This is a genomic window from Achromobacter sp. 1011791174, assembly GCF_059760925.1.
On the sequence record NZ_JCBANH010000054.1, the window covers coordinates 1 to 24,166 of the forward strand.

The 24,166-nt window shown below is 66.4% G+C and carries 23 protein-coding genes; 13 read left to right on the top strand and 10 right to left on the bottom strand.

The genetic code is table 11. From position 1 onward, the window contains the following. Positions 1 to 269: 269 nt before the first annotated feature. From AC6LJ5_RS18425 to argE, 5 genes are all read right to left on the bottom strand, one after another. A complete protein-coding gene (locus AC6LJ5_RS18425; RefSeq protein ID WP_392410111.1) occupies positions 270 to 815 on the bottom strand; it encodes an acyloxyacyl hydrolase in 546 nt (181 codons plus the stop codon). 230 nt (positions 816 to 1,045) lie between these two features. Further along, complete coding sequence (gene accD, locus AC6LJ5_RS18430; protein WP_392410112.1) at positions 1,046 to 1,924, bottom strand: acetyl-CoA carboxylase, carboxyltransferase subunit beta; 879 nt, start codon at positions 1,922 to 1,924, stop codon at positions 1,046 to 1,048. A 35-nt stretch (positions 1,925 to 1,959) separates the two neighbouring features. Further along, positions 1,960 to 2,820: a tryptophan synthase subunit alpha gene (gene trpA / locus AC6LJ5_RS18435; RefSeq protein ID WP_392410113.1), complete on the bottom strand. Its 861-nt coding sequence runs from the start codon at positions 2,818 to 2,820 to the stop codon at positions 1,960 to 1,962. Positions 2,821 to 2,824: 4 nt separating this feature from the next. Then, positions 2,825 to 4,024, bottom strand: coding sequence for a tryptophan synthase subunit beta (trpB, locus tag AC6LJ5_RS18440; RefSeq protein ID WP_103276354.1), 1,200 nt, complete (start codon positions 4,022 to 4,024; stop codon positions 2,825 to 2,827). 116 nt (positions 4,025 to 4,140) lie between these two features. Next, entirely contained in the window at positions 4,141 to 5,292 is a 1,152-nt protein-coding gene (gene argE, locus AC6LJ5_RS18445) for an acetylornithine deacetylase (RefSeq protein ID WP_103273122.1), read from the bottom strand. A 137-nt stretch (positions 5,293 to 5,429) separates the two neighbouring features. On the opposite strand from argE, the gene AC6LJ5_RS18450 reads away from it, so the two are divergent. Further along, positions 5,430 to 6,743 carry an MFS transporter gene (locus AC6LJ5_RS18450; RefSeq protein WP_498141243.1) on the top strand — a complete coding sequence of 438 codons (1,314 nt, stop codon included), beginning with the start codon at positions 5,430 to 5,432 and terminating at the stop codon, positions 6,741 to 6,743. A 65-nt stretch (positions 6,744 to 6,808) separates the two neighbouring features. Here AC6LJ5_RS18450 and AC6LJ5_RS18455 read toward each other — a convergent pair whose 3' ends face one another. Further along, complete coding sequence (locus AC6LJ5_RS18455) at positions 6,809 to 9,097, bottom strand: RelA/SpoT family protein (RefSeq protein ID WP_498141244.1); 2,289 nt, start codon at positions 9,095 to 9,097, stop codon at positions 6,809 to 6,811. Between the two features lie 168 nt (positions 9,098 to 9,265). On the opposite strand from AC6LJ5_RS18455, the gene AC6LJ5_RS18460 reads away from it, so the two are divergent. Beyond that, a complete protein-coding gene (locus AC6LJ5_RS18460; RefSeq protein WP_498141245.1) occupies positions 9,266 to 10,099 on the top strand; it encodes a M90 family metallopeptidase in 834 nt (277 codons plus the stop codon). Continuing rightward, positions 10,096 to 10,605, top strand: coding sequence for an NAD(P)H-dependent oxidoreductase (locus tag AC6LJ5_RS18465; protein WP_498141246.1), 510 nt, complete (start codon positions 10,096 to 10,098; stop codon positions 10,603 to 10,605). The genes AC6LJ5_RS18460 and AC6LJ5_RS18465 overlap by 4 nt, the downstream gene beginning before the upstream one ends. A 107-nt stretch (positions 10,606 to 10,712) precedes the next feature. Here AC6LJ5_RS18465 and AC6LJ5_RS18470 read toward each other — a convergent pair whose 3' ends face one another. Together AC6LJ5_RS18470 and pncB are read right to left on the bottom strand one after the other, a co-directional pair. Then, positions 10,713 to 11,066 carry a RidA family protein gene (locus AC6LJ5_RS18470; RefSeq protein ID WP_103273117.1) on the bottom strand — a complete coding sequence of 118 codons (354 nt, stop codon included), beginning with the start codon at positions 11,064 to 11,066 and terminating at the stop codon, positions 10,713 to 10,715. A 73-nt stretch (positions 11,067 to 11,139) separates the two neighbouring features. Beyond that, positions 11,140 to 12,315 carry a nicotinate phosphoribosyltransferase gene (pncB, locus tag AC6LJ5_RS18475; RefSeq protein ID WP_103273116.1) on the bottom strand — a complete coding sequence of 392 codons (1,176 nt, stop codon included), beginning with the start codon at positions 12,313 to 12,315 and terminating at the stop codon, positions 11,140 to 11,142. Positions 12,316 to 12,486: 171 nt separating this feature from the next. Here pncB and fdxA point away from each other — a divergent pair, with 171 nt between their 5' ends. Next, positions 12,487 to 12,810 carry a ferredoxin FdxA gene (gene fdxA / locus AC6LJ5_RS18480; RefSeq protein WP_103273115.1) on the top strand — a complete coding sequence of 108 codons (324 nt, stop codon included), beginning with the start codon at positions 12,487 to 12,489 and terminating at the stop codon, positions 12,808 to 12,810. Between the two features lie 49 nt (positions 12,811 to 12,859). Beyond that, the gene (locus AC6LJ5_RS18485; RefSeq protein ID WP_498141247.1) at positions 12,860 to 13,660 is read left to right on the top strand and encodes a ferredoxin--NADP reductase; all 801 of its coding nucleotides are present in this window, start codon (positions 12,860 to 12,862) and stop codon (positions 13,658 to 13,660) included. 4 nt (positions 13,661 to 13,664) lie between these two features. On the opposite strand, the gene AC6LJ5_RS18490 is transcribed toward AC6LJ5_RS18485, so the two are convergent. Both AC6LJ5_RS18490 and AC6LJ5_RS18495 read right to left on the bottom strand, forming a co-directional pair. After that, positions 13,665 to 15,317, bottom strand: a complete 1,653-nt coding sequence (locus AC6LJ5_RS18490) for a SulP family inorganic anion transporter (protein WP_498141248.1) — start codon at positions 15,315 to 15,317, stop codon at positions 13,665 to 13,667. Position 15,318: 1 nt separating this feature from the next. Further along, positions 15,319 to 15,963: a ParB-like protein gene (locus AC6LJ5_RS18495; RefSeq protein WP_498141249.1), complete on the bottom strand. Its 645-nt coding sequence runs from the start codon at positions 15,961 to 15,963 to the stop codon at positions 15,319 to 15,321. A gap of 329 nt (positions 15,964 to 16,292) precedes the next feature. Here AC6LJ5_RS18495 and AC6LJ5_RS18500 point away from each other — a divergent pair, with 329 nt between their 5' ends. The 8 genes from AC6LJ5_RS18500 (at position 16,293) to AC6LJ5_RS18535 (ending at position 24,018) form a co-directional block, all read left to right on the top strand. Further along, a complete protein-coding gene (locus AC6LJ5_RS18500; RefSeq protein WP_103273111.1) occupies positions 16,293 to 17,519 on the top strand; it encodes a polyhydroxyalkanoate depolymerase in 1,227 nt (408 codons plus the stop codon). Positions 17,520 to 17,644: 125 nt separating this feature from the next. Beyond that, complete coding sequence (gene rsxB, locus AC6LJ5_RS18505; protein WP_392410121.1) at positions 17,645 to 18,286, top strand: electron transport complex subunit RsxB; 642 nt, start codon at positions 17,645 to 17,647, stop codon at positions 18,284 to 18,286. Further along, positions 18,283 to 18,918: an endonuclease III gene (nth, locus tag AC6LJ5_RS18510; protein WP_103273109.1), complete on the top strand. Its 636-nt coding sequence runs from the start codon at positions 18,283 to 18,285 to the stop codon at positions 18,916 to 18,918. Before rsxB ends, nth begins: the two co-directional genes overlap by 4 nt. Before the next feature lie 375 nt (positions 18,919 to 19,293). Beyond that, positions 19,294 to 20,067, top strand: a complete 774-nt coding sequence (locus tag AC6LJ5_RS18515; protein ID WP_103273108.1) for an ABC transporter ATP-binding protein — start codon at positions 19,294 to 19,296, stop codon at positions 20,065 to 20,067. Further along, positions 20,064 to 20,774 (top strand): ABC transporter ATP-binding protein, encoded by a 711-nt coding sequence (locus AC6LJ5_RS18520; protein ID WP_103273107.1) that lies wholly within the window; start codon positions 20,064 to 20,066, stop codon positions 20,772 to 20,774. The genes AC6LJ5_RS18515 and AC6LJ5_RS18520 overlap by 4 nt, the downstream gene beginning before the upstream one ends. Before the next feature lie 64 nt (positions 20,775 to 20,838). Next, entirely contained in the window at positions 20,839 to 22,053 is a 1,215-nt protein-coding gene (locus AC6LJ5_RS18525; RefSeq protein ID WP_103273106.1) for an ABC transporter substrate-binding protein, read from the top strand. Between the two features lie 97 nt (positions 22,054 to 22,150). Further along, positions 22,151 to 23,038: a branched-chain amino acid ABC transporter permease gene (locus AC6LJ5_RS18530; RefSeq protein WP_103273105.1), complete on the top strand. Its 888-nt coding sequence runs from the start codon at positions 22,151 to 22,153 to the stop codon at positions 23,036 to 23,038. Next, positions 23,035 to 24,018 carry a branched-chain amino acid ABC transporter permease gene (locus AC6LJ5_RS18535; RefSeq protein ID WP_103273104.1) on the top strand — a complete coding sequence of 328 codons (984 nt, stop codon included), beginning with the start codon at positions 23,035 to 23,037 and terminating at the stop codon, positions 24,016 to 24,018. Before AC6LJ5_RS18530 ends, AC6LJ5_RS18535 begins: the two co-directional genes overlap by 4 nt. The last annotated feature ends 148 nt before the right edge of the window (positions 24,019 to 24,166 follow it).

Sequence of the window (24,166 nt, forward strand, 5' to 3'; positions counted from 1 at the left end):
CCCAACTGACTCCGAATAGATTTGAGCAAGCCCAATTTACGCCTACACCGCCTCGCTTGCAAAAATCGGGCTGACCATAGATTTTTTTTGCATGCTCGTTGAAGAGGATGTCGGTGGGGGCGCCGGCGGCAAGACACAACGCCGCCCATGCCTCGTCGGCAGCAGCACCCTGCCCGCCTCGTCTTGGCCCCAATAAAAAAACCCCACAGGCTTTGCCTGCGGGGTTGGCACTGACTGACCCTGGCGGGAGAGCTCCCGCCCGGCTTTTATCAGAACTGGTAGGTATAGCTGATCTGCACCGCATCCAGGCCCGGATTCGGGCGCTTGATGCTGGCGTTGGAGAAGTGCGAATAGCGCAGACCGATGCGGTTGTTCGGCGTCAGCAGGAAACCCATGCCGACGTGATCGCCGAATTGGAAGGCCGTGCTGATGTTCTCGTTGGCGAAGCGGGTGGTCGAGAACAGCGTGGCGCCGATACCCGCTTCGAGGTAGAAGCGCTCGCCGGCCCACCAGCGGAACATGGGGATGGCGCTGAATTGCCAGGCGTGGCCAGGCGTGCGCGAACCGTCGGCCGTCCAGTAGGAAGCACCGAACTCCGGCGTCAGATCCAGCCGCCCCCAATTGCCGCCGAACTGGTGCGTCCAGACCGAAGCCGTTTCATAGTTGAGCGTGTAGCGCTTGTAGTGGTCACCCACGCCATACTGCAGAGTCACTCCACCCTGGGTCCCTTCCGATTGCGCGCTCGCCATGGCCGCGGCGCCTGCCAGCACCAATCCGACCAGGCTCGCCAGCGTTTTCTTCTTGTTCAAATGCATTTGGTGACTCCGTAATCTGTAAAAATGCTTATAGCAACTGTCAAAACATTATCAAAATTCGGGCCGCATGGCTGCTTTTGTGTCTCACGGCTGCAACATTTTCAGTGGAAAACTCTGTTCCGAAAATCCACCTATTGACCGGAACCTGTCCGAACGCAAACAGCAATAAAAAAGCCGGCGGCCCTGAGGCCGCCGGCTTTTTGCTGACGCAGAGGCGGACGAATCCGCGCTCAGGCCGCCGCCACCACGTCGGCGGGCTGGTTGTTCAGCAGCGCCAGCAGACGCGCGATTTCCTCGCGCAGTTGACGGCGGTCCACCACCATGTCGATGGCGCCCTTCTGCAGCAGGAACTCGGCGCGCTGAAAGCCTTCCGGCAGCTTTTCCCGCACGGTCTGCTCGATCACGCGCGGACCGGCGAAGCCGATCAGCGCCTTGGGCTCGGCGATCACCACGTCGCCCATGAAGGCGAAGCTGGCCGACACGCCGCCCATGGTGGGGTCGGTCAGCACGCTGATGAACGGCAGGCCGGCGGCCGACAGCCGCGTCAGCATGGCGTTGGTCTTGGCCATCTGCATCAGCGACAGCAGGCTTTCCTGCATGCGCGCGCCGCCCGAGGCGGCAACGCAGATAAAGGCAGTCTTATTGTCGAGCGCGGCCTGGGCGCCGCGCACGAAGCGCTCACCCACCACCGACCCCATCGAGCCGCCCATGAATTCGAATTCGAAGCAGGCCACCGTGGCGGGCACGCCGCGGATCGAACCGCCCATGACCACCAGTGCGTCGGTTTCACCGGTCTGCTTGGTCGCTTCCTGCAGACGCTCGGGATACTTGCGGGTGTCCTTGAACTTCAGCGTGTCGACCGAGCGCGTGGTCTGGCCGATCTCGACGCGACCTTCCAGATCCAGCAACGAATCGATGCGGGCACGGGAGCCGATGCGCATGTGATGGTCGCACTTGGGGCACACGTGCAGATTGGCCGCCAGGTCTTCGCTATACAGCACCGACTCGCACGAGGGGCACTTGACCCACAAGCCTTCGGGCACGCGGCGGGCGCCGCTGTCGCTGGTTTTATTGATGCGAGGAGGCAGGAGTTTTTCGATCCAGCTCATTGATGTTTCATCCCGTATGAGGTCGCGCCCGGCGTTCAGGCCGAGGCGTTTTCTCGTTTTACTTGATCCAGCGCTTGCCGGATGGTGCGCAGCCAGCCGCTGGCGGCGGCGACTGCAGCGTCGGTTTGCTGGGCGGCGGGCGCATTGGCCACCGCCTGCTCCATGGTTTCGATCAGTTTGCTGCCGATGACCACCGCGTCGGCGGAACGCGCCACGCGCTGGGCGCTTTCGGCGTCGCGGATGCCGAAGCCCACGCCCACCGGAATGGAGACATGGCGGCGGATCAGCGCCAGGCGTTCAGCCACGTCCTGCGTGTTCAAGGAACCCGCGCCGGTCACGCCCTTGAGCGAGACATAGTAGACATAGCCTCGGGCGACATTGGCGATGGCCTTGATGCGCGGCTCGGTCGAGGTGGGCGCCAGCAGGAAGATCGGCGCGATGCCGTGCTGGTCGAGCATGCCGGCGAACTCCACCACTTCCTCGGGCGGATAGTCCACCACCAGCACGCCGTCCACGCCAGCCGCTTCGGCGCGGCGGGCGAATTCGGCCTGCCCCATGCGCTCGATGGGATTGGCGTAGCCCATCAGCACGACGGGCGTGGCCGTGTCGCGCTGACGGAACTCGGCCACCAGCTCCAGCACGCGGGCCAGGCCCACGCCCTGCGCGATGGCGCGGTCGGCGGCGCGCTGGATCACCGGGCCGTCGGCCATGGGATCGGAAAACGGCACGCCCAGTTCGAGCACGTCGGCGCCGGCCTCGACCAGCGCGTGCATCAGCGGCACGGTGGCCGCGGGCGAGGGATCGCCGGCGGCGATGTAGGGGATCAGCGCCGACGCCCGGCCGGAGGCGGCGGTGCGGGCGAAGGCGGCGGCGATACGATCGTTGCGGGTCGTCATGGCGTCACAGCTCGATGCCGCCGCGTTCGGCGACGGTATGCATGTCCTTGTCGCCACGGCCCGACAGGTTGACCAGGATGACCTTGTCGCGCGGCAGCGACGGCGCCATCTTCACGGCCTGCGCAATGGCGTGCGAGGACTCCAGCGCCGGCATGATGCCTTCGATGCGGCAGCAGTCGTGGAAGGCCTTGAGCGCCTCCTCGTCCGAGATGCCGACGTACTCGGCGCGGCCGCTGTCCTTGAGCCAGGCGTGCTCGGGACCGACGCCGGGGTAGTCCAGGCCGGCCGAGACCGAATGCGTTTCCTGCACCTGGCCGTCGGCGTCCTGCATGACGTAGGTGCGGTTGCCGTGCAGCACGCCCACGGTGCCCGCCGCCAGCGAGGCGGCGTGACGCCCCGTCTCCAGGCCCTCGCCCGCCGCTTCGACGCCGATCAGGCGCACGTCTTCGTGGGGAATGTAGGGATGGAAGATGCCCATGGCATTGGAACCGCCGCCCACCGCCGCGACCACGTAGTCGGGCTGGCGGCCGATGGCTTCGGGCATCTGGACCAGGCATTCGTTGCCGATCACGGTCTGGAAGTCCCGCACCATGCGCGGATAGGGGTCCGGCCCCGCCACCGTGCCGATGATGTAGAACGTGTTTTCGATATTGGTGACCCAGTCGCGCATGGCTTCGTTCAGCGCGTCCTTCAGGGTGCGCGAGCCGGAAGTCACCGGCACCACCGTGGCGCCCAGCAGCTTCATGCGGTAGACGTTGGAAGCCTGGCGGCGCACGTCCTCGCTGCCCATGTAGACCACGCATTCCATGCCGTAGCGCGCCGCCACGGTGGCCGTGGCCACGCCGTGCTGGCCGGCGCCGGTCTCGGCGATGACGCGGGGCTTGCCCATGCGCTTGGCCAGCAGCGCCTGGCCGATGCAGTTGTTGACCTTGTGCGCGCCGGTGTGGTTCAGGTCTTCGCGCTTGAACCAGATCTGGGCGCCGCCCAGCATGTCCGACCAGCGGCGGGCATGGTAGACCGGGCTGGGCCGGCCGACGAAATGCTTGAGCTCGTAGTTGAACGCTTCGATGAAGGCCGGATCGACGCGGCAATGGTCATAAGCGGCGCGCAGCTCGTCGAGCGCGTGCATCAGCGTTTCCGCCACGAAAACGCCGCCATAGGGGCCGAAATGGCCCTTGGCATCCGGAAAATCGTAAGGTTTCACCAAGCTTCTCCCCCGGCGCGGCGACAGGCCAGTGCCTGTCCCCAACCGGTTTGCAACCCGTCATTTTACCTGAGCCGGGCCCAGGCGGGGCGGCGTGGGCGCCGCCCCGGCGGCCGTCAGAGGGACTGGCCCAGGCGGCGCAGGAAGGTTTCGCAGGACGCGAGCTGGTCCAGGGCCACGTACTCGTTGGGCTTGTGGGCCTGTTCGATGTGGCCGGGGCCGCATACCACGGTGGGGATGCCGATGCCCTGGAACAGGCCGGCCTCGGTGCCATAGGCGACCTTGCGGGTGACGCGGTCCTCGGTCAGCGCGCGCACCAGCTGGGTGATGGCTGCCTGTTCGGAGGCTTCCAGCGCCGGGGCGGCCGCGCCGGTCTCGATCTCGATGCGGGCGCCGTCGAACTCGGCCTGCATGCGCGGCAGCAGCTCTTCGCGCACATAGCGCTCGACCTCGGCCTGGATGTCGTCGGGACGCATGCCGGGCAGGTTGCGGAATTCGTAGGTGAACTCGCACAGCTCCGGAATCGTGTTCACGGCGATACCGCCACGGATCTGGTTGGTGGTCATGGTCGAGAACGGCACGTCGTAGAACTGGTCGTACGGACCGTTGGCCTTGAAGCTGTCGGCCAGGTCGCGGATGCGGCAGATCAGGCGGGCGGCGTACTCGATGGCGTTGCAACCGCGCGGGGTCAGCGACGAGTGCGCCGCCTTGCCGTGCACCTTGCAGCGGAACAGGTTGATGCCCTTGTGCGCCACCACCACCTGCATGCCGGTGGGCTCGCCCACCACGCAGCCCTCGGGGCGGATGCCGCGTTCGTGCAGATCGGCCAGCATGTAGGGCGCGCCGGCGCAGCCGACTTCCTCGTCGTAGGAGAACGCCAGATGGATGGGTTTCTTGCGCGGCATGGCCAGGAATTCCGGCACCAGGGCCAGCGAACCGGCGATGAAGCCTTTCATGTCGCAACTGCCGCGACCATAGAGCAGGCCGTCCTTTTCGATCAGCTTGAACGGATCCGAGCTCCAGTCCTGGCCATCCACCGGCACCACGTCGGTGTGGCCCGAGAGCACGATGCCGCCCTGCTGGTTGCCGTCCTGCGCGGGCAGCGTGGCGAACAGGTTCGCCTTGGTGCGTTCGGGATTGTGCGCCAGCCAGGCCTCCACGCCCTGGCCGCGCAGCCAGTCGCGGACAGTTTCGATCAGGGCGAGATTGGAGTTGCGGCTGGTGGTGTCGAAGCCGACCAGCGTTTCCAGCCAGGTGCGCGCGTTCATGTGTCTGTTCTCTTGAGGTGTGAAAGAACAGAGTTTAAAGCCAGCGCGCGCCCACGTGCCGGACGCGGGCGGCGATCCTTAAAGAGTGAACGATCTAGAATACCGCCCGCAGTGCAATACACCCCCAAGGAGAAACCGTGCAGCACAAAGCAGTCCCCACGCGCAACATCGTGGCCGCAGTCATAGGCAATGCCCTCGAATGGTACGACTTCCTGGTGTTCGCGTTCATGACGCCGATCATCTCGAAGCTGTTCTTCCCCACCGACCCCAGCGTGCCCGGCAGCGAGCTGAACGCGATCCTGATGACCACCGCCATCTTCGGCGTCGGCTTCTTCATGCGCCCGGTCGGCGGCATCATCCTCGGCCTGTACGGCGACAAGAAGGGCCGCAAGGCCGCCATGGTGATGGTCACCTCGCTGATGGCGGTGTCCATCGCCCTGATCACGGTGGCCCCGACCTACCACGCGGCCGGCATCCTGGCCCCCATCTTCATCCTGATCGCGCGCCTGCTGCAGGGTTTCTCGGCCGGCGGCGAATTCGGCACGTCCACCGCCCTGCTGATCGAAATGGCGCCCAAGGGCCGTCGCGGCTTCTACGGCTCCTGGCAGATGGCCGGCCAGATGCTGGCGCTGCTGATCGGCGCGGCCTGCGGCACGCTGATCACCGAGTTCTTCACCCAGGAACAGATCGCCGCCTGGGCCTGGCGCCTGCCCTTCGCGTTCGGCCTGGTGATCGTGCCCATCGCCATCTATATCCGCCGCAACATCGACGAAACCGACGCCTTCAAGCAGATGAAGGAAGAGGACCGCCAGGCCGCCGCGCGCGGCATGGTGCAGCGCCTGAGCCTGGGCCAGATGCTGCTGACCCACACCCGCGAGACGCTGATCGGCGTGGGCCTGGTGGTCACGGCCACGGTGTCCATCTACATCACCTTCACGTATCTGGTGACCTATTCGACCCAGATCCTGAAGCTGCCGCTGAACCAGACCTTTCTGGTGCAGATGGTCGGCGCCGGGCTGATGGTGCTGCTGACGCCGTTCATGGGCGCCTGGTCCGACCGCGTCGGCCGCCGCCCGATCGTGATCGGCTCGCTGATCGGCTACCTGCTGGTGCTGTACCCGCTGTACGCATGGCTGACGGACGCGCCATCCATCTCGCGCCTGCTGACCGTGCAGGTGGTGGTGTGCTTCTTCGTGTCGGCATTCTTCGGCGTGTTCAGCACGGTCATGGCCGAGCTGTTCCCGGCGCGCGTGCGCTCGGTCGGCCTGTCGCTGGCCTATAACGTGGCGGTGATGATCTTCGGCGGCTTCGCCCAGTTCATCGTGACCTGGCTGATCAAGTCCACCGGCTCGCCCATGGCCCCGGCCTATTACGTCATGTTCGGCGTGGCGCTCGGCCTGGTGGCGTCCTTCTTCATGCGCGACCGCGCGCACGCCAGCCTGGACCACTAGGATCGGTCCGACGCCGCGCCCGCGGCGTCCTCCCGCCGTCCTTGCCGGGCGGCGGGACCTGTCGCTCAGCGCCTGACGGCCGACGACACGCCCTGGACCTCCGCCAGGGCATCCAGCGCACGGGTCAGCGATTCGCCGCCGCGCACTTCCACCGTGAACACCATGTGCGCCAGCGACTGCCGGCTCTGCGTGTTCACGCCCACCACGTTCAGCCGCAGCCGCGCGAACACTTCCGACAAGTCGCGCAGCAGGCCGGAACGGTCGTGCGCGCGCACGCTGATGTCCACCGGATAGAACGTGTCCGAGGTCTCGCCCCAGGCCACCTCGATGACGCGTTCCGGCTCGCGCTCGGCCAGCGCCAGGTAGCTGTGACAATCGCGGCGATGGATGGACACGCCGCGGCCTCGGGTGACAAAGCCGGCGATGGCGTCCGGCGGCGCCGGGCGGCAGCAGCGCGCCAGCTGCGTCAGCAGCGAACCCACGCCCACCACCAGCACCCCGCTCTTGCCGCTTTTCTCGGCGCTCTCGGCGCTGGCGCCGCGCAGGGCCGCGGGTACGGGTTCTGCGGCCGGCGCGGGTTGCTGGAACAGCGCGTCGATCTGCCGGAGGCTGAATTCTTCCTTGGCCGCCGCCACATACAGGTCGTCGGCGCGGGCAAAGCCCAGGTTCTGGGCCAGCTGCTCCAGGTTGACGGCGGTCTTGCCCAGGCGCTGCAGTTCCTTTTCGACCAGCGCCTGCCCCTGCGTGATGCGCTGCTGCAGCTCGATGGCGTTGAACCACATGCGCACCTTGGAGCGGGCGCGCGGACTGGCCAGGAAGCCCAGTTGCGGGTTGAGCCAATCGCGCGACGGACCGCCGGACTTGGCCGAGATGATCTCGACCGTCTGCCCCGTGGACAACCGGGTCTGCAGCGGCACCATCTGGCCATCGACACGCGCGCCGCGGCAGCGATGCCCCAGGTCGGTGTGCAGGTGATAGGCGAAATCCACCGGCGTGGCGCCGGCCGGCAGCTCGATCACACGCGCCTGCGGCGTCATCACGTAGATGCGTTCGTCGCTCTGGGCCGGTTCGGCGGCGGCCTGGCGCGTCTTGCCCGCGCCGCGCGTCGCCGGCCTGGCCGGTTCCGGCGCGGCCGGAGCCACCGGGGCCTGATCGCCCGCCTCGACCTCGCTGTTCCAGGCCAGCAGCTGGCGCATCCACGACAGCTGCCGGTCGTATTCGCTGGACGCGGAGACCTGCCCGCCCTTGGCGCCGGCTTCCTTGTAGCGCCAGTGCGCGGCCATGCCGTACTCGGCGAACTGGTGCATCTCGCGCGTGCGGATCTGCACCTCGAACGGCCGGCCGTCGTGGTCAGCCACCACCGTGTGCAGCGAGCGGTAGCCGTTGGGCTTGGGCCGCGAAATATAGTCGTCGAATTCCTCGGCGATGGGCGTCCACATCTCGTGCACCATGCCCAGCGCCGTATAGCAGTCGCGCACGTCGTCGACGATGACGCGCAGCGCGCGCAGGTCGTACATCTGGGCGAAGTCCAGACGCTTGATGCGCATCTTGTTCCAGATGCTGTAGATATGCTTGGGCCGGCCGCTGACCTCGGCGTGCACGCCGCTGGCGGCCAGCGCCGATTGCAGGCGCTCGATCGCGCCGGCGATGAAGGCCTCGCGCTCGACCCGCTTTTCTTCCAGCAGGCGCGCGATCTGCTTGTAGCGGTCGGGCTCCAGGAAACGGAACGCAAGGTCTTCCATTTCCCACTTGATCTGCCAGATGCCGAGCCGGTTGGCCAACGGCGCGTACAGGTCCAGGGTCTCGCGCGCGAACTCGACGGTACAGGGCGTCTTGCTCTCGGCGTGCCAGCGCAGCGTGCGCAGCCGCGAGGCCAGCCGCATCAGCACGATGCGCAGGTCGGCGGCCATGGCCAGCAGCATCTTGCGCTGCATTTCCTTCTGCGAACCGCTTTCGGCGGCGACGTCGCTGGCGTGCCGGGCCACCACGCCCAGACGCAGCAGCGCCCGCGTGCCCTGCACCAGCCGCGCCACTTCCTGGCCGAACGCGGCGGCGACCGGATCGTTGCGCAGCGCCGGCGCGGGCGCGGTCAGGTCGGTGGGCAAAGCGGCCAGCAGGGCCGCCGCGCGGGTAGCCGCGTCGGTATGCATGCCGGCCAGGATGCGAACCACGCCCGCTCCGTGCGAGGCCAGCGACTCCCCGGTCAGGGCCTGCTGGCCCTCGAAGCGCGGCTCGGCCCAGGCCACGGCCTGGTCGATCAGCGCCAGGCCGTCAGCATCCAGGCCCTCTCCCGCCTCCTGCCGCCAGGAAGCGTCGAAAGGCGTAGGCGCGTCTGGAACGGGCGAGGCTGACATGACGGGAAAATTAGGCGGATTACAGGGGAACGGTCAGAATATTTCGACACTCTACACTAGCGTCTGCCCACACTGAAATGGCGCCCGGGACCGCGGCCCGGAAACCGGCGCCCCGGGCATATCGAAACAACCCAGACCCGAAAAACACACGCAAAGGAATCGACGCCCATGTTGCGCTGGCTCAAGGGCCGGGGCGCCCGCCCGTCCGCCGTGGCCGAAATGCAGGCCCGCATCTCACCCGAACTCTGGCGCCAGGTGCTGCAGGCCCATCCCTTCCTGGCCGCGCTGGACGACCAGGAAGGCGCGCAGTTGCTCGCGCGCTCGGCCTGGCTGCTGGCCAGCAAGTCGATCAACGGCGCGCAGGGCCTGGACGTCACGGACGCGATGCGCCTGTCGATCGCCGCGCAGGCCAGCCTGCCCATCCTGAACCTGACGCCCTCGCTCTACGAAGGCTGGAACGAGATCATCGTCTACCCCGCCGGCTTCCGCATCCCCCGCTCGCGCCAGGACGCCGACGGCGTGGTGCACGAGTACATCGAGGACGCGGCCGGCGAGGCCTGGGATGGCGGCCCGGTGATCCTGTCCTGGGAAGACGCGCAGCTGTCGGACGGCGGCTTCAACGTGGTGATCCACGAATTCGCGCACAAGCTGGACCTGCAGGCCGGCGACGCCGACGGCATGCCCTCGCTGGCGGCGCATCCCGACATCGCGCCGCGCGTCTGGCGCCGCGTGCTGGAAGACAGCCTGGAACGCTTCATCGCGGCGCTGGACACGGTCGAAGCAGCCATCCCGCCCGACGTGGATCCGGAAAGCGAGGAGGCCGACGCCTGGTATGGCCAGTTGCCGATGGACCCCTACGCGGCGACCGACGAGGCCGAGTTCTTCGCCGTCAGCTCCGAGCATTTCTTCGTCGACCCCTGGCCCATGCGCGACGCGCTGCCCGAATGGTATGCCATGCTGCGCGCCTACTACCGGCAGGATCCGGCGGAGCGGCTGGCATGAAGCCGCTGCTCATCGTCTGGCATTCGCGCACCGGCGCCGCGCGGCAGATGGCCGAGGCGGCGGTCGACGGCGCTGCGGCGGCCGCCGCCGAGCTGGCGCCCGAGGCCGGTTTCGCGGTCACGCTCAAGCGCGCCGCCGACACCGGCGTGGACGATCTGCTGGCCAGCGGCGGTTTCCTGTTCTGCGCGCCCGAGAACCTGGCCAGCCTGAGCGGGGAAATGAAGGAATTCTTCGACCGCTGCTACTACGGCGCGCTGGACCACATCCAGGGCCTGCCCTATGCCTGCGCCATCAGCGCCGGCAGCGACGGCGCGGGCGCGGCGCGGCAGACCGAACGCATCTGCACAGGCTGGCGCCTGCGCGCGGCGGCGCCGGCCCTGATCGTGAACCTGGGTGCGCAGACGCCGGCGCAGATCGCCGCCCCCAAGACCGTGCCGGCGGCTGATCTGGAGCGCTGCGCGGAACTGGGCGGACTGCTGGCCGGACTGATGCTGCTGGGCGGCTGAACCGGCCCGCATCCGCCTCGCCCGCAGGCAATTCCGGGAACATGCCCGAATGAAAAAGCCCACGCATCGCGTGGGCTATTCGCCTTGCTGGCCAAACCGATCAGCGATCAGGCAACGGCGGCGGTCACGACGATCTCGACCTTGTAGTCGGGATTGGCCAGACGGGCCTCGACGGTGGCGCGCGGGGGCGAGTTGCCAGCGGCGACCCAGGCGTCCCAGGCCTTGTTCATGCCATCGAATTCCTTCATGTTGGCCACGTAGATCTGGGCCATCAGGATCTTGGTCTTGTCCGTGCCGGCCTCGGCCAGCAGGCGGTCGATGGTCGCCAGCACTTGCGCGGTCTGGCCGGTGATGTCCAGGGTGGCGTCATCGGGCACCTGGCCAGCCAGGTAGGCGACGCCGTTGTACACGGCCATGTCCGACAGGCGCTTGTCGACGTGGAAGCGCTTGATGCTGCTCATGAATATTTCCCCTAATGTGCAAGTGGGTGGGTGGAACAATGCGGTCGAACCGGCACTTTACCGCGCGCCGGTCTCAAGCGGGAGGCAGTTGGAAGACCTGGCGCAGATAGGCCAGGTAGGCGGGATCGTCGCACATGGTCTTCTCGGGCGCGTCGGACACCTTGGCCACCGGCTGGCCGTTGCAGCGGACCATCTTCATGACGATCTGCAGCGGCTCATGACCCAGGTCGTTGGTGAGGTTGGTGCCGATGCCGAACGACACCTTGCAGCGCCCGGCGAACTGGCGCGCCAGCTCGATCGCGCGCGGGAAGGTCAGCGAATCCGAGAACACCAGGGTCTTGGCGCGCGGATCGACGCGGTTCTTGCGGTAGTGCTCGAGCAGGCGCTCGCCCCAGATGAAGGGGTCGCCCGAATCATGGCGCGCACCGTCGAAGAGCTTGCAGAAATACATGTCGAAGTCGCGCAGGAAGGCATCCATGCCATAGACATCGGACAGCGCGATGCCCAGGTCGCCGCGGTATTCCTTGGCCCAGACCTCCAGCGCGAACACCTGCGAATCGCGCAGCCGCGGCCCCAGCGCCTGGCAGGCCTGCAGGTACTCGTGGCCCATGGTGCCCAGCGGCAGCACCTCGTGCTGCTTGGCCAGCAGCACGTTGCTGGTGCCGGCGAAGTGCGGCCCCATCTGCGCCTTCATGGTGGACACGACTTCCTCGTGCCAGACCTTGGAGAAGCGGCGGCGCGTGCCGTATTCGGCCACGCGGAAATCAGCCAGCGCCGGATCGTCCAGCACCAGGTGCATCTTGGACTGCAGCCGCTTGCGGCCTTCTTCCCAGTCGGGATGCTTGCGCGTATTGCGGAAATAGACCTCGTTGACGATGGCCAGCACCGGGATCTCGAAGAGGATGGTGTGCAGCCATGGGCCCTTGACCTCGATGCTGATCTCGCCCGGCGCGTCGCCCTCGGCGATATGGATGCAGCGCTCGGGCATGTGGAACAGCCCGAGGAAATCAACGAAGTCACTCTTGATGAAACGCAAGCCGCGCAGATAATTTAATTCGTCTTCGGTGAAGCGCAGCTGGCAAAGCTGATGCACTTCCTCGCGGATTTCGTCCAGATACGGGTGCAGATCCACGCCCCGCGTGCGGCATTTGTAGCGGTACTCGACCTGGGCAGCGGGGAAATGATGCAAAACCACCTGCATCATGCTGAATTTGTACAGGTCGGTGTCGAGCAGCGAGGTAATTATCATGATTGCGCGTATCGTTTCGCCACACCATAGCATAGAGCGCAGGGCTCTCCCCCCTTTGCGCCACGATGTCAATACGGGTATTCGGGACGCGATGGCGCGGCATTGGTTAAAATCCGCCCGGCAATACCTATAAAGCCGAAACACACGCCGCCGATCCCGGAGTTCCTGAGAATGACCCACGTAGTCACCGAAAACTGTATCAAGTGCAAGTACACCGATTGCGTAGACGTGTGTCCGGTGGACTGTTTTCGTGAGGGTCCGAACTTCCTCGTGATCGACCCGGACGAATGCATCGACTGCGCCGTCTGCATCCCCGAATGTCCGGCCAACGCCATCTACGCCGAAGAAGACGTGCCGCAGGACCAGCTGAATTTCATCGCGCTGAACGCCGAACTCTCGCCCGAGTTCGCCAGCATCAGCCGCGCCAAGAAGCCCCTGCCCGACGCCGACCAGTGGAACGGCGTGCAGGACAAGCTGCAATACCTGGAAAAGTAGTCCGCGCCCCGCGGCGCGCCGCCCTGGCCGTCCGCGACGCGGTAACCCGATGACCGAAGACTCCAAATACACGCGCCAGACCGTCACCAGCGTCCACACCTGGGTGCCCGGCAAGCTGTTCTCGGTGCGCGTGACGCGCGACGACGCCTACGATTTCCAACCCGGCCAGTTCGCCCGGGTCGGCCTGCCGGCGGCGGATGATCCCGACGGCGCGCCTACCCTGTGGCGCGCCTACTCGATGGTGTCGGCGCCCGGCCAGCCCTGGCTGGAGTTCTACTCCATCGTGGTCCCTGAAGGCCTGTTCAGTCCCCGCATGGCCCGCCTGGCACCCGGCGACGCGCTGTACGTGGAAAAAGCGCCCTATGGCTTCCTGACCCTGGAACGCTTCGCGCCCGGTGGCGACCTGTGGCTGCTGGCCTCGGGCACCGGGCTGTCCGCCTACCTGTCCATCCTGCGCGACCCCGCGGTCTGGAACGCCTACCGCCGCATCATCCTGGTGCACGGCGTCCGTACCGCCGAAGAGCTGGCCTACCGCGAGGAAATCGAAAGCCTCGCCCGCCGCCCGGACCTGGCCAGCCACTTCGCCGCCGATCCGCGCAAACTCGTCTACCTGCCCATTGCCACCCGCGAAGCCCTGCCCGGCATGCCGCAGGAACGGCTGACCACCCTGATCGCCGACGGCCGCCTGGAGCAGCTCGCCGGCCAGGCGCTGGCCCCGGAAACCGCCAAGATCATGCTCTGCGGCAACCCGGCCATGCTGGCCGATGCCCGCAAACTGCTGGGCGAACGCGGCTTCAAGCCCGGCCGCCGGGGTATTCCCGGCAATCTGGCCGTGGAAAATTATTGGTGACGGGCTAGCCCGCCGACGCTGTCTCCGACTCGCCGGCGCCGTTCAGCGCCGCCACCGCGTCATCCACGCTCCACGCCGCATAGGCGCTGGCCGGCAACGAGGCCATGTCCACGCGCGCCAGCAGTTCACGCACGGCGTCCTTGGTCCGCGCCAGCACCAGCGGCAGGTTCCATTGCCGCATCTGCGCGGCAAAATCGGCCAGCGCTTCCACGCTGGTGCCGTCCAGGTCGGGCGACTCCTCCATGCTCAGCACCACCGCGCGCAGGCCCGCGCCCCGCTGTGCCTCGATGCGCGCGCGGATGGCGGCGAAGATGGCGTCGGCGTTGCCAAAGAACAGCGGCGCCTCGGGCCGTGCGATCAACACGTCCGGCACCGAGGCGGCTTCGGGATGACGCGCGGTATCGACGTAATCGCGTGAATGCGGCAATTGGCCAAGCCAACTCACGCGCGGTTCGGCAAAACGCTTGAGCAGCATGGCGATGCTGACCGCGATGGCCAGCAACAGCCCGTCGAGCACGCCCAGCAGAATCACCGCCACGAAGGCCGCCAGCGCCACCAGCCGATCGCGCCGCCAGGCGAAATAGGGCCGCAGCGCCGCTGGGCTCAGGGTATGGGCCACGGCATGGATGACGATGGCCGCGAGCAGCGGTTCGGGAATGCGCTCCATCCATGGCAGCAACTGCCACACCAATACGCCGACCACCGCGCAGGCGACCAGGCCCGCCGCCTTGCTGCGCGCGCCGGCCACCTCGTTGGCGGAGCTGGCCGAATACCCGGCCCCCACCGGCATGCCCTGGAACAGCGCGGACAGCGCATTGGCCACGCCCAGCGCCACCAGATCGCGGTTGGGCGACACCGCGTCGCCATGGCGCAGCGCCAGGCTGCGGATGGAGCTGTACGACTCGGCATACAGGATCAAGGCAAGCGCCATGGCCAGCTGGCCCACGCGCAGCCAGTCCGCCAGGGCCAGCGATGGCAGCGCCGGCCGGCTGCCACCGATGGCCAGCGTCCCCACTGGCGCGATGCCCCAGGCCTGGCAGTAGCCCAGCGCGTCGAGCCCGATGCCGGCCGCGATCACCAGCAAGGCGCCCGGCAGCGCCTTCCAGCGCCCGAGCAGGCGCAGCGCCAGCAGCGCCGCCAGCATCATCGCCAGGCCATGCAGGTTCCACAGCCGCCACTGGCTCAGCAGATCCCAGGCATAGCGCAGGAAATCGCTGTGCGCCGGATGCACGGCCACCGCCACCGGCAACTGCTTGACGACAATGGTCAGCGCCAGCCCCAGCGCAAAGCCGCGCAACACCGGCTTGGCGATGAACTGCGACACCGAGCCAAGCCGCGCCAGGCCGGCCACCACGAAGATCACGCCGGCCGTCAGCACCATGGCCACGCCCATCAGATGGCGCAGGTCGTCGCTTACATGCAGCACCGAAGCGGTGGCCGCCGCCAGCACCGCGGCCGACGACGACGTGGACGAAACGATCGCGAAACGGCTGCTGCCCAGCAGCCCATACGCCAGCAGGCCCGCGAACAGCGCCATTACGCCGGCCTGCGGCGGCACGCCGGCGATGCCGGCATAAGCGACGGCCTCGGGCAACAGCAATCCCGCGATGGACAGCCCGGCCACCCAGTCGGCCCCGGCGGGCATTGGCAGACGCATGTCAGGCTCGGGAAGCGGCGGGCGCATCCACGCCGGACCAGCCCGGCAGAAAGCGCGCCTTGGCGCTGCGCGCCAGCGCCACCGCCGACACGACACAGGCCTGCGGCAGGCCCTGGCCGTCGACATGGCCCAGCTCGCTTTTGCCGAAGTACGGGCGAAAGAAATCCGCCCACAGGAATTCGGTGAACGGCGCGGAGTCCTTGGCATAGCCGCCCGCCTTGCGCACCTCGCCGGCCAGGCTGCGGTAAGGATCATCCCTCAATTGCGTCAGGCGCTTGGGAATGGCCGCGAAGTCGTGGCGCTGGCCTTTTTCATCGTAGGGATGCGCCCAGTGATGGAACTCCATGAGCCGCCAGAACAGGTCGGTCTCGACGCCACTGAAGTCGGCCAGCTGCATCACCCATACGTTCTGCACTTTTTCATGGGTCAGCGCCTGGCCCAGATGGTGATGATCGACGATATAGAAGCGTCCGCGCGGCCCGCGCACGGCGGGAAACCAGTGGCTTTGCAGAAGCTTGTCGCGCGCCTTGGGCTTGAGTTGCGCCCACTGCGAGCGCTTGACCGCCACCTCCGCCGCGCCCACCGTCATCTGCGTCGGCCGCAGATCGGCCAGCACGGCCTGTTCCATATGCTGCTGTACGGGCATGCCCAGCTCCTCAAAGCCAGTGATGCGCCATTGTGTGCCAACAGCCACGTGCGGCGCCAGCCCCGAGGTGCGTCGGTCCGCCGATTGCCGTAGCCGATGTATCCGCCGGGCGCCGCCGCGCCTACATACTCCGTCTGACCCCGGATACGCCATCCGACATCACGCCATGGCATAAAATCCGCCATAAACTGGCGTGAAAGATATGACGAGTCGCTTTTTAGCAACAAAATCAGTCCCTTCCGGCAAATTCTTTTAGATCAGTTCGAAATACACTTACTTCCCGGCGCAATAATCGGGACACACGCACGACCCCAGAAGGACATCTCGAAATGCTGTACCAATTGCACGAAATGCAGCGCGCCTTCCTGACTCCGTTCGCTGCATTCACGGATGCCGGTTCCCAGCTGTTCTCCAGCCCCTACAGTCCCCTTGCCTATACCCCGATCTCGCGTCAGCTGGCCGCCGGCTATGAGCTGATGACCCGCATCGGCAAGGAATACCAGAAACCCGCCTGGGGCCTGCCCGCCACCGAGATCGACGGCAAGTCCGTCCGCATCACCGAGGCCGTGGCCCTGGACAAGCCCTTCTGTCGCCTGGTGCACTTCCACCGCGACGTGCGGCACGCCTCGCAGAAAGACCCGAAGGTCCTGCTGGTGGCGCCGCTGTCGGGCCATCATGCCACGCTGCTGCGCGACACCGTGCGCGCCCTGCTGCCCGCCCACGACGTCTACGTGACCGACTGGATCGACGCGCGCATGGTGCCGCTGTCGGCCGGCCCGTTCCACCTGAACGATTACGTGCGCTACGTGCAGGACTTCATCCGCCACCTGGGCCCGGACGTGCACGTCATTTCCGTGTGCCAGCCCACCGTGCCGGTGCTGGCCGCCGTGTCGCTGATGGCCTCGGCCAACGATCCCTGCCAGCCGCGCAGCATGGTGATGATGGGCGGCCCCATCGACCCGCGCCAGTCGCCCACGCAGGTCAATCGCCTGGCCACGACCAAGCCCTATTCGTGGTTCGAGAACCAGGTCATCCACCCCGTGCCGCCGCGCTATCCGGGATCGGGCCGCAAGGTCTATCCGGGTTTCCTGCAGCACGCCGGGTTCATGGCCATGAATCCCGACCGCCACATGAAGTCGCACTACGACTTCTACCTGGACCTGCTGCGCGGCGACGACAGCGACGCCGAGGCGCACCGCCGCTTCTACGACGAATACAACGCCGTGCTGGACATGCCGGCCGAGTTCTACCTGGACACGATCCGCATGGTGTTCCAGGAGGTCCAGCTGCCGAACGGCACCTGGGAAGTCGACGGCAAGCTGGTGCGCCCGGCCGATATCAAGCAGGTCGCCCTCTTCACCATCGAGGGCGAGCTGGACGACATCTCGGGCCAGGGCCAGACGCGCGCGGCGATCAAGCTGTGCAAGAACATCCCGGCCGACCGCAAGCAGCACTACACCGCGCCGAACTGCGGCCACTACGGGATTTTCTCGGGCCGCCGCTGGCGCGAGATGATCTGTCCTAAAATCGCCGAATTCATCCGGCAATCGGCCTGAAGCGCGGCACCCGCCGCGATCGCGCGCGGGCCGGACGAGGCGCTGTCCTCATCCCCCGCCGCCTTCCAGCCGTACCGTAAGTCCACGGGGCCCGCGCGGCCCCTTTTGTTTTCTACCGAATCGCCATGTCCTGTCCCCCGCTCGCCGACCGCATCGACGCGCTATTGCCGCAGACGCAATGCACCAAGTGCGGCCATGACGGCTGCCGGCCCTACGCCGACGCCATCGCCGCCGGCGCAGCCCCCATCAACCGCTGCCCGCCCGGCGGCGATGAAGGCATCGCCGCGCTGGCCGCGCTGCTGGAGCAACCCATCCTGCCGCTGGACCTGACGCGCGGCCAGCCCGGCCCGCTGCTGGTGGCGCGCATCGACGAGACCCATTGCATCGGCTGCACGCTCTGCATCCAGGCCTGTCCGGTGGACGCCATCGTCGGCGCCAACAAGCGCATGCACACGGTGCTGGCCGACTGGTGCACCGGCTGTGATCTGTGCGTGGCGCCCTGTCCGGTCGACTGCATCGACATGGTGCCGGCAGGACGAGGCTGGACCGCCGAGGACGCCGACATCAGCCGCCAGCGCCATCGCGGCCATCAGGCGCGCCTGGCGCGTCTGGCGGCGGACAACGCGCGCCTGATGGCCGCCGAGATCCCCGACGCTCCCGCGCCGCGCGACACCGCGGCGGCCGAACAGGACGAAGACCGCAAACGCTCCGCCATCGAATCCGCGCTGGCCCGCGCCCGGGCCCGCCGCAACGCCCCGCGCCCATGAACGCCGCCAAACGCCGAGAGATCTTCGCCCGCCTGCAGGCGGCCAATCCGAACCCGACCACCGAGCTGGAATACGACACGCCGTTCCAGCTGCTGATCGCCGTGCTGCTGTCGGCCCAGGCCACGGACAAGTCGGTCAACATCGCCACGCGCAAGTTCTTCCCCGAGCACGGCACGCCCGCGGCGATGCTGGCGCTGGGCGAGGAAGGGCTGGCCGACTACATCAAGACCATCGGCCTGTTCCGCACCAAGGCCAAGAACGCCATCGCCACCTGCCGCATCCTGCTCGAGCAGCATGGCGGCGAAGTGCCGCGCACGCGCGAGGAACTCGAAGCGCTGCCCGGCGTGGGCCGCAAGACCGCCAATGTGGTGCTCAACACCGCGTTCGGCGAACACACCATGGCGGTGGACACGCATATATTCCGCGTGTCCAACCGTACCGGCATCGCGCCCGGAAAAAACGTGCTGGAAGTCGAGCGCAAACTCGAGAAGTTCGTACCGGCCGAATATATGCTCAACGCCCATCACTGGCTGATTCTGCTTGGCCGCTATGTGTGCGTGGCGCGCAAACCGAAATGCCCACAATGCGGCATTTCCGACCTGTGCGAATACAAGCCGAAAACACCCGCTTGATAACCCGCCGGCATTAACGCCGGCGCTCATCCAGGCCGTTTCCGGCCGCCGCCGGTTCGGTTCTCGAACCGGGTTTTCCCTGGCTCGGCATATTTGTCAGTTTGATGACGATCAAGGCGCGTTTGTTGCGATGCGCTACGCGCGTTTGCCGCGTTTTCGCCCTTTAGAAATCGCGCATTGTCAGCTACCTGACAATTCAGCTTTCCGCACTGCAAAACCTATGAAAAACCCTCATGGAATTTTGAGAAATAGGTGCGCATACTCGCCGCAACTCTCGAGAAAACGTTGAATTTACACGCGGCTTTCTCGGCCCTGCGGGGCTCCGGCGCAACGCGGCGGATGGCACTCTTATAAATACAACGCTGGTGCAGCGACATGGACGACACGATCCTGGAGACAAAAGGCCTCACCAAGGAGTTCCGCGGCTTCGTCGCGGTCAATGGGGTCGATTTGCGTATCAAGCGGGGCGAGATTCATGCCTTGATCGGGCCGAACGGCGCGGGCAAGACCACATGCTTCAATCTGCTGACGAAGTTCCTTTCCCCCACGTCGGGAACCATCAAGTTCAACGGCGTCGACATCACCGGCGAACGTCCCGCGCAGATCGCGCGGCGCGGCGTGATCCGCTCGTTCCAGATCTCGGCGGTGTTCCCGCACCTGACCGTATTGGAGAACGTGCGCATTGGCCTGCAGCGCAAGACCGGCCTGTCGTTCCACTTCTGGCGCAGCGACAGGCAGCTGGCCTCGCTGAACGCACCGGCGCGCGAGCTGCTCGAACAGGTGGATCTGGGCGCCTTCGCCGATGAAACCACGGTGAACCTGCCCTACGGCCGCAAGCGCGCGCTGGAAATCGCCACCACGCTGGCGATGGAGCCCGAGCTGATGCTGCTGGACGAACCCACCCAGGGCATGGGCCACGAGGACGTGGACCGCGTCACCCAGCTGATCAAGCGCGTCAGCGCCGGCCGCACCATCCTGATGGTCGAACACAACATGAACGTGGTGTCGTCGATCGCCGACACCATCACCGTGCTGGCGCGCGGATCGGTGCTGGCGGAAGGCTCGTATGCCGAAGTCTCTCGCCACCCCGCCGTGATGCAGGCCTACATGGGCACCACCGAAGGCGAATTGCAAGGAGCACATGCATGAGCACCCCGGCACTCGAGATTTCGGGCCTGCAGGCCTGGTACGGGGAATCGCATATCCTGCACGGCGTGGATATGCGCGTGGGCCAGGGCGAGGTCGTAACGCTGCTCGGACGCAACGGCGCCGGGCGCACCACCACGCTGCGGGCCATCCTCGGCCTGACCGGCTCGCGCAAGGGCTCGGTCCGCATCCACGGCACCGAGGCCATCGACCTGCCCACCTACAAGATCGCCCACCTGGGCGTGGGCTACTGCCCCGAGGAACGCGGCATCTTCGCCAGCCTGTCCTGCGAGGAAAACCTGCTGCTGCCCCCGGTGGTCGGTTCGCTCGGCGGCGGCATGTCGCTGACCGAGATCTACGACATGTTCCCCAACCTGCTGGAACGCCGGCATTCCCCGGGCACCCGCCTGTCGGGCGGCGAACAACAGATGCTGGCGGTGGCGCGCATCCTGCGCACCGGCGCCAACCTGCTGCTGCTGGACGAGATCTCCGAAGGCCTGGCGCCGGTCATCGTGCAGGCCCTGGCCCGCATGATCACGGCGCTGAAGCAGCGCGGCTATACCATCGTGATGGTGGAACAGAACTTCCGCTTCGCCGCGCCGCTGGCCGATCGCTTCTACGTCATGGAGCACGGCCAGATCGTCGAGCACTTCGAAGCCGCGGAACTCGCAGAAAAACAGGACACGCTCAACGAGTTGCTGGGCGTCTAGAACAAACCGCCTGTCTTCGCCGGAATTCCCGGCGCCACACACCGAAGGGAAGAGGAGTCATCCCATGAAGCTGCACACCATCACTGCCGCACTGGCCGCTGCCGGCCTGGGATTTGCCGGGGCCACCGCCCAGGCGCAAGGCATCTCGGACGACGTCATCCGCGTCGGCTTCATCACCGACATGTCCGGCGTGTATTCGGACATCGACGGCAAGGGCGGCCTGGAGGCCGTGCGCATGGCGATCGAAGACGCCGGCGGCTCGATCAACGGCAAGAAGATCGAAGTCGTCTCGGCCGACCACCAGAACAAGGCAGATGTGGCCTCGGCGCGCGTGCGCGAGTGGTTCGACGAGCAGAAGGTGGACGTCATCATCGCCGGCACCAACTCGTCGACCAGCCTGGCCATGGCCGGCGTGGCCGCCGAGAAGAAAAAGCCCTTCATCGCCATCGGCGCGGGCGCCTCGGACCTGACCAATGCCCAGTGCTCGCCCTTTACCGTGCACTACGCCTACGACACCGTGGCGCTGGCGCGCGGCACCGGCTCGGCGGTGGTGAAGGACGGCGGCAAGAGCTGGTTCTTCCTGACCGCCGACTACGCTTTCGGCCACGCGCTGGAGCGTGACACCATCGCGGTGGTCAAGGCCGCCGGCGGCGAAGTGAAGGGCCAGGTGCGCGCGCCGCTGGGCGCGTCGGACTTCTCGTCCTTCCTGCTGCAGGCACAAGCGTCCAAAGCGCAGATCCTGGGCCTGGCCAACGCCGGCGGCGACACCATCAACTCGGTCAAGGCCGCCAATGAATTTGGCGTGACCAAGACCATGAAGATGGCCGGCCTGCTGGTCTTCATCAACGACGTGCACTCGCTGGGCTTGCAAGCCACGCAGGGCATGTACCTGACCGACGGCTGGTACTGGGACCAGTCCGACGCCTCGCGCGCCTGGTCCAAGAAGTTCGAAGCAAAGGTCGGCCGCAAGCCGTCCATGCTGCAGGCCGGCGACTACTCCGCCCTGACCTTCTACCTGAACGCGGTCAAGGCCACCGGCACGGACGACGGCGAAACCGTGATGAAGTGGATGAAGTCGAACAAGATCAACGACTTCTTCACCCAGGGCGGCTATGTGCGCGAAGACGGCCGCATGATTCACGACATGTACCTGATGCAGGTGAAGACGCCCGCCGAGTCCAAGGGCCCGTGGGACTACTACAAGGTCGTGGCCACGCTGCCCGGCGAAGAGGTCTACACCAAACTGTCCGAATCGACCTGCAAGCTGGTCAAGAAGTAAACCCTGTTCACCGCCCTCATGAGGCGACCTGGTCCATCCGGCCGGGTCGCTTCTTGGATTTGCTCGCCTCCATCTGTACGCGCAGGACTTTCACAAGATGACTGACATTTTTGGCATCCCCATACAGGCCCTGTTCGGCCAGCTATTGCTGGGCCTGGTCAATGGATCCTTCTATGCCATGCTCTCGCTCGGCCTGGCCGTTATCTTCGGGCTGCTGAACGTCATCAACTTCGCGCACGGCGCGCTCTACATGCTGGGCGCCTTCGTCGCCTGGATGGGCCTGTCGTACCTGGGGTTGAACTACTGGATCATGCTGCTGCTGGCGCCACTGGTGGTCGGCCTGTTCGGCATCATCATCGAAAAACTGCTGCTCAAGCACCTGTACAAGCTCGACCACCTGTACGGCCTGCTGCTGACCTTCGGCCTGACCCTGCTCATCGAAGGCCTGTTCCGCAGCTTCTACGGCGTGTCGGGCCAGCCCTACCCCACGCCTGACGCCCTGCGCGGCGCCACCAACCTCGGCTTCATGATCCTGCCCAACTACCGCGGCTGGGTGGTGGCGGCCTCGCTGGTGGTGTGCCTGGCGACCTGGTTCGTGATCGAACGCACCCGCCTGGGTGCGCTGCTGCGCGCCGGCACCGAGAACCCGCGCCTGGTCGAGGCCTTCGGCGTGAACGTGCCGCGCATGATCACGCTGACCTATGGCTTCGGCGTGGCGCTGGCGGGCTTTGCCGGCGTGCTGGCCGCGCCGGTCCTGCAGATTTCCCCATTGATGGGTTCGAACCTGATCATCGTCGTGTTCGCGGTGGTGGTGATCGGCGGCATGGGCTCCATCATGGGCGCCATCGTCACCGGCCTGGGCCTGGGCGTGATCGAGGGCCTGACCAAGGTGTTCTGGCCCGAAGCGTCCAGCACGGTCGTCTTCATCATCATGGCCATCGTTCTGTTGATCCGCCCGGCCGGGCTGTTCGGAAAAGAAAAATGAATCGTCAATTCCTGGGCTATGCGGCGCTGGCCATCGTGGTGGCCATGCTTCCCTTCGTCGGCGTGTATCCGATCTTCGCCATGAAGGTCATGTGCTATGCGCTCTTCGCCTGCGCGTTCAACCTGCTGCTGGGCTTCACCGGCCTCTTGTCCTTCGGCCACGCGGCCTTCCTGGGCAGCGCCGCCTACGCGGCCGGCCATGCGCTCAAGGTATGGGGCCTGCCCACCGAGCTGGGCCTGCTGTTCGGCGTGGGCGTGGCCGCCCTGCTGGGCCTGGCGATGGGCGCGCTGGCCATCCGCCGCAGCGGCATCTACTTCGCCATGATCACGCTGGCGCTGGCGCAGATGGTGTTCTTCTTCTTCCTGCAGGCCAAGTTCACCGGCGGCGAGGACGGGCTGCAAAGCGTGCCGCGCGGCACCCTGCTGGGCATGCTGGATCTGTCCAAGGACCTGAACCTGTACTACGTGGTGATGGGCATCTTCATCATCGGCTTCTACATCATCTGGCGCACGGTGCACTCGCCCTTTGGCCAGGTGCTGCAGGCGCTGCGCGAGAACGAGCCGCGTGCGATCTCGCTGGGCTATGACGTAGACCGTTTCAAACTGCTGGCCTTCGTGCTGTCGGCCGCCATCGCCGGCCTGGCCGGCGCCACCAAGACGCTGGTGTTCGTGTCGGCGACGCTGTCCGACGCCACCTGGCAGATGTCGGGCCTGGTCATCCTGATGACGCTGATCGGCGGGCTGGGCACGCTGACCGGCCCGATCCTGGGCGCCTTCATCGTCGTGCTGCTGGAGAACAAGGTCGGCGACTTCGGCCAGGCCCTGGCCAAGCTGACCGGCGTGGACTGGTTCCTGCGCCTGGGCGAGTCGGTCACCATCGTGATCGGCCTGATCTTCGTGATCTGCGTGCTGGCGTTCCGTCGCGGCATCGTGGGCGAGCTGGCGGCGTTTGCCGAACGCCGCCGCGCCGCGCGCGCCTGACGCCGTCCGCCATTTCGTCCGAGAAACCGGGGCCGCGATTCGCGGCCCTGGTTTTTTTGCATCGCGGCAACCGCCCATGCAACCCGCCAGCCGGCCGCGCCGCCCGGCCCGGCCGCGCCGTCTCATGTATCCTCACGATTCGGCGCGG

Excerpts from the sequence above, each read along its gene's own strand:
- AC6LJ5_RS18495 (WP_498141249.1), bottom strand. The coding sequence starts at position 15,963 with ATGCCCGTACAGCAGCATATGGAACAGGCCGTGCTGGCCGATCTGCGG.
- AC6LJ5_RS18460 (WP_498141245.1), top strand. The coding sequence starts at position 9,266 with ATGTTGCGCTGGCTCAAGGGCCGGGGCGCCCGCCCGTCCGCCGTGGCC.
- AC6LJ5_RS18470 (WP_103273117.1), bottom strand. The coding sequence starts at position 11,066 with ATGAGCAGCATCAAGCGCTTCCACGTCGACAAGCGCCTGTCGGACATG.
- trpA (WP_392410113.1), bottom strand. The coding sequence starts at position 2,820 with ATGACGACCCGCAACGATCGTATCGCCGCCGCCTTCGCCCGCACCGCC.
- AC6LJ5_RS18525 (WP_103273106.1), top strand. The coding sequence starts at position 20,839 with ATGAAGCTGCACACCATCACTGCCGCACTGGCCGCTGCCGGCCTGGGA.
- AC6LJ5_RS18425 (WP_392410111.1), bottom strand. The coding sequence starts at position 815 with ATGCATTTGAACAAGAAGAAAACGCTGGCGAGCCTGGTCGGATTGGTG.
- rsxB (WP_392410121.1), top strand. The coding sequence starts at position 17,645 with ATGTCCTGTCCCCCGCTCGCCGACCGCATCGACGCGCTATTGCCGCAG.
- AC6LJ5_RS18520 (WP_103273107.1), top strand. The coding sequence starts at position 20,064 with ATGAGCACCCCGGCACTCGAGATTTCGGGCCTGCAGGCCTGGTACGGG.
- argE (WP_103273122.1), bottom strand. The coding sequence starts at position 5,292 with ATGAACGCGCGCACCTGGCTGGAAACGCTGGTCGGCTTCGACACCACC.
- AC6LJ5_RS18515 (WP_103273108.1), top strand. The coding sequence starts at position 19,294 with ATGGACGACACGATCCTGGAGACAAAAGGCCTCACCAAGGAGTTCCGC.
- pncB (WP_103273116.1), bottom strand. The coding sequence starts at position 12,315 with ATGATAATTACCTCGCTGCTCGACACCGACCTGTACAAATTCAGCATG.
- AC6LJ5_RS18535 (WP_103273104.1), top strand. The coding sequence starts at position 23,035 with ATGAATCGTCAATTCCTGGGCTATGCGGCGCTGGCCATCGTGGTGGCC.
- AC6LJ5_RS18530 (WP_103273105.1), top strand. The coding sequence starts at position 22,151 with ATGACTGACATTTTTGGCATCCCCATACAGGCCCTGTTCGGCCAGCTA.
- AC6LJ5_RS18465 (WP_498141246.1), top strand. The coding sequence starts at position 10,096 with ATGAAGCCGCTGCTCATCGTCTGGCATTCGCGCACCGGCGCCGCGCGG.
- AC6LJ5_RS18455 (WP_498141244.1), bottom strand. The coding sequence starts at position 9,097 with ATGTCAGCCTCGCCCGTTCCAGACGCGCCTACGCCTTTCGACGCTTCC.
- AC6LJ5_RS18500 (WP_103273111.1), top strand. The coding sequence starts at position 16,293 with ATGCTGTACCAATTGCACGAAATGCAGCGCGCCTTCCTGACTCCGTTC.
- fdxA (WP_103273115.1), top strand. The coding sequence starts at position 12,487 with ATGACCCACGTAGTCACCGAAAACTGTATCAAGTGCAAGTACACCGAT.
- AC6LJ5_RS18490 (WP_498141248.1), bottom strand. The coding sequence starts at position 15,317 with ATGCGTCTGCCAATGCCCGCCGGGGCCGACTGGGTGGCCGGGCTGTCC.
- AC6LJ5_RS18485 (WP_498141247.1), top strand. The coding sequence starts at position 12,860 with ATGACCGAAGACTCCAAATACACGCGCCAGACCGTCACCAGCGTCCAC.
- accD (WP_392410112.1), bottom strand. The coding sequence starts at position 1,924 with ATGAGCTGGATCGAAAAACTCCTGCCTCCTCGCATCAATAAAACCAGC.
- nth (WP_103273109.1), top strand. The coding sequence starts at position 18,283 with ATGAACGCCGCCAAACGCCGAGAGATCTTCGCCCGCCTGCAGGCGGCC.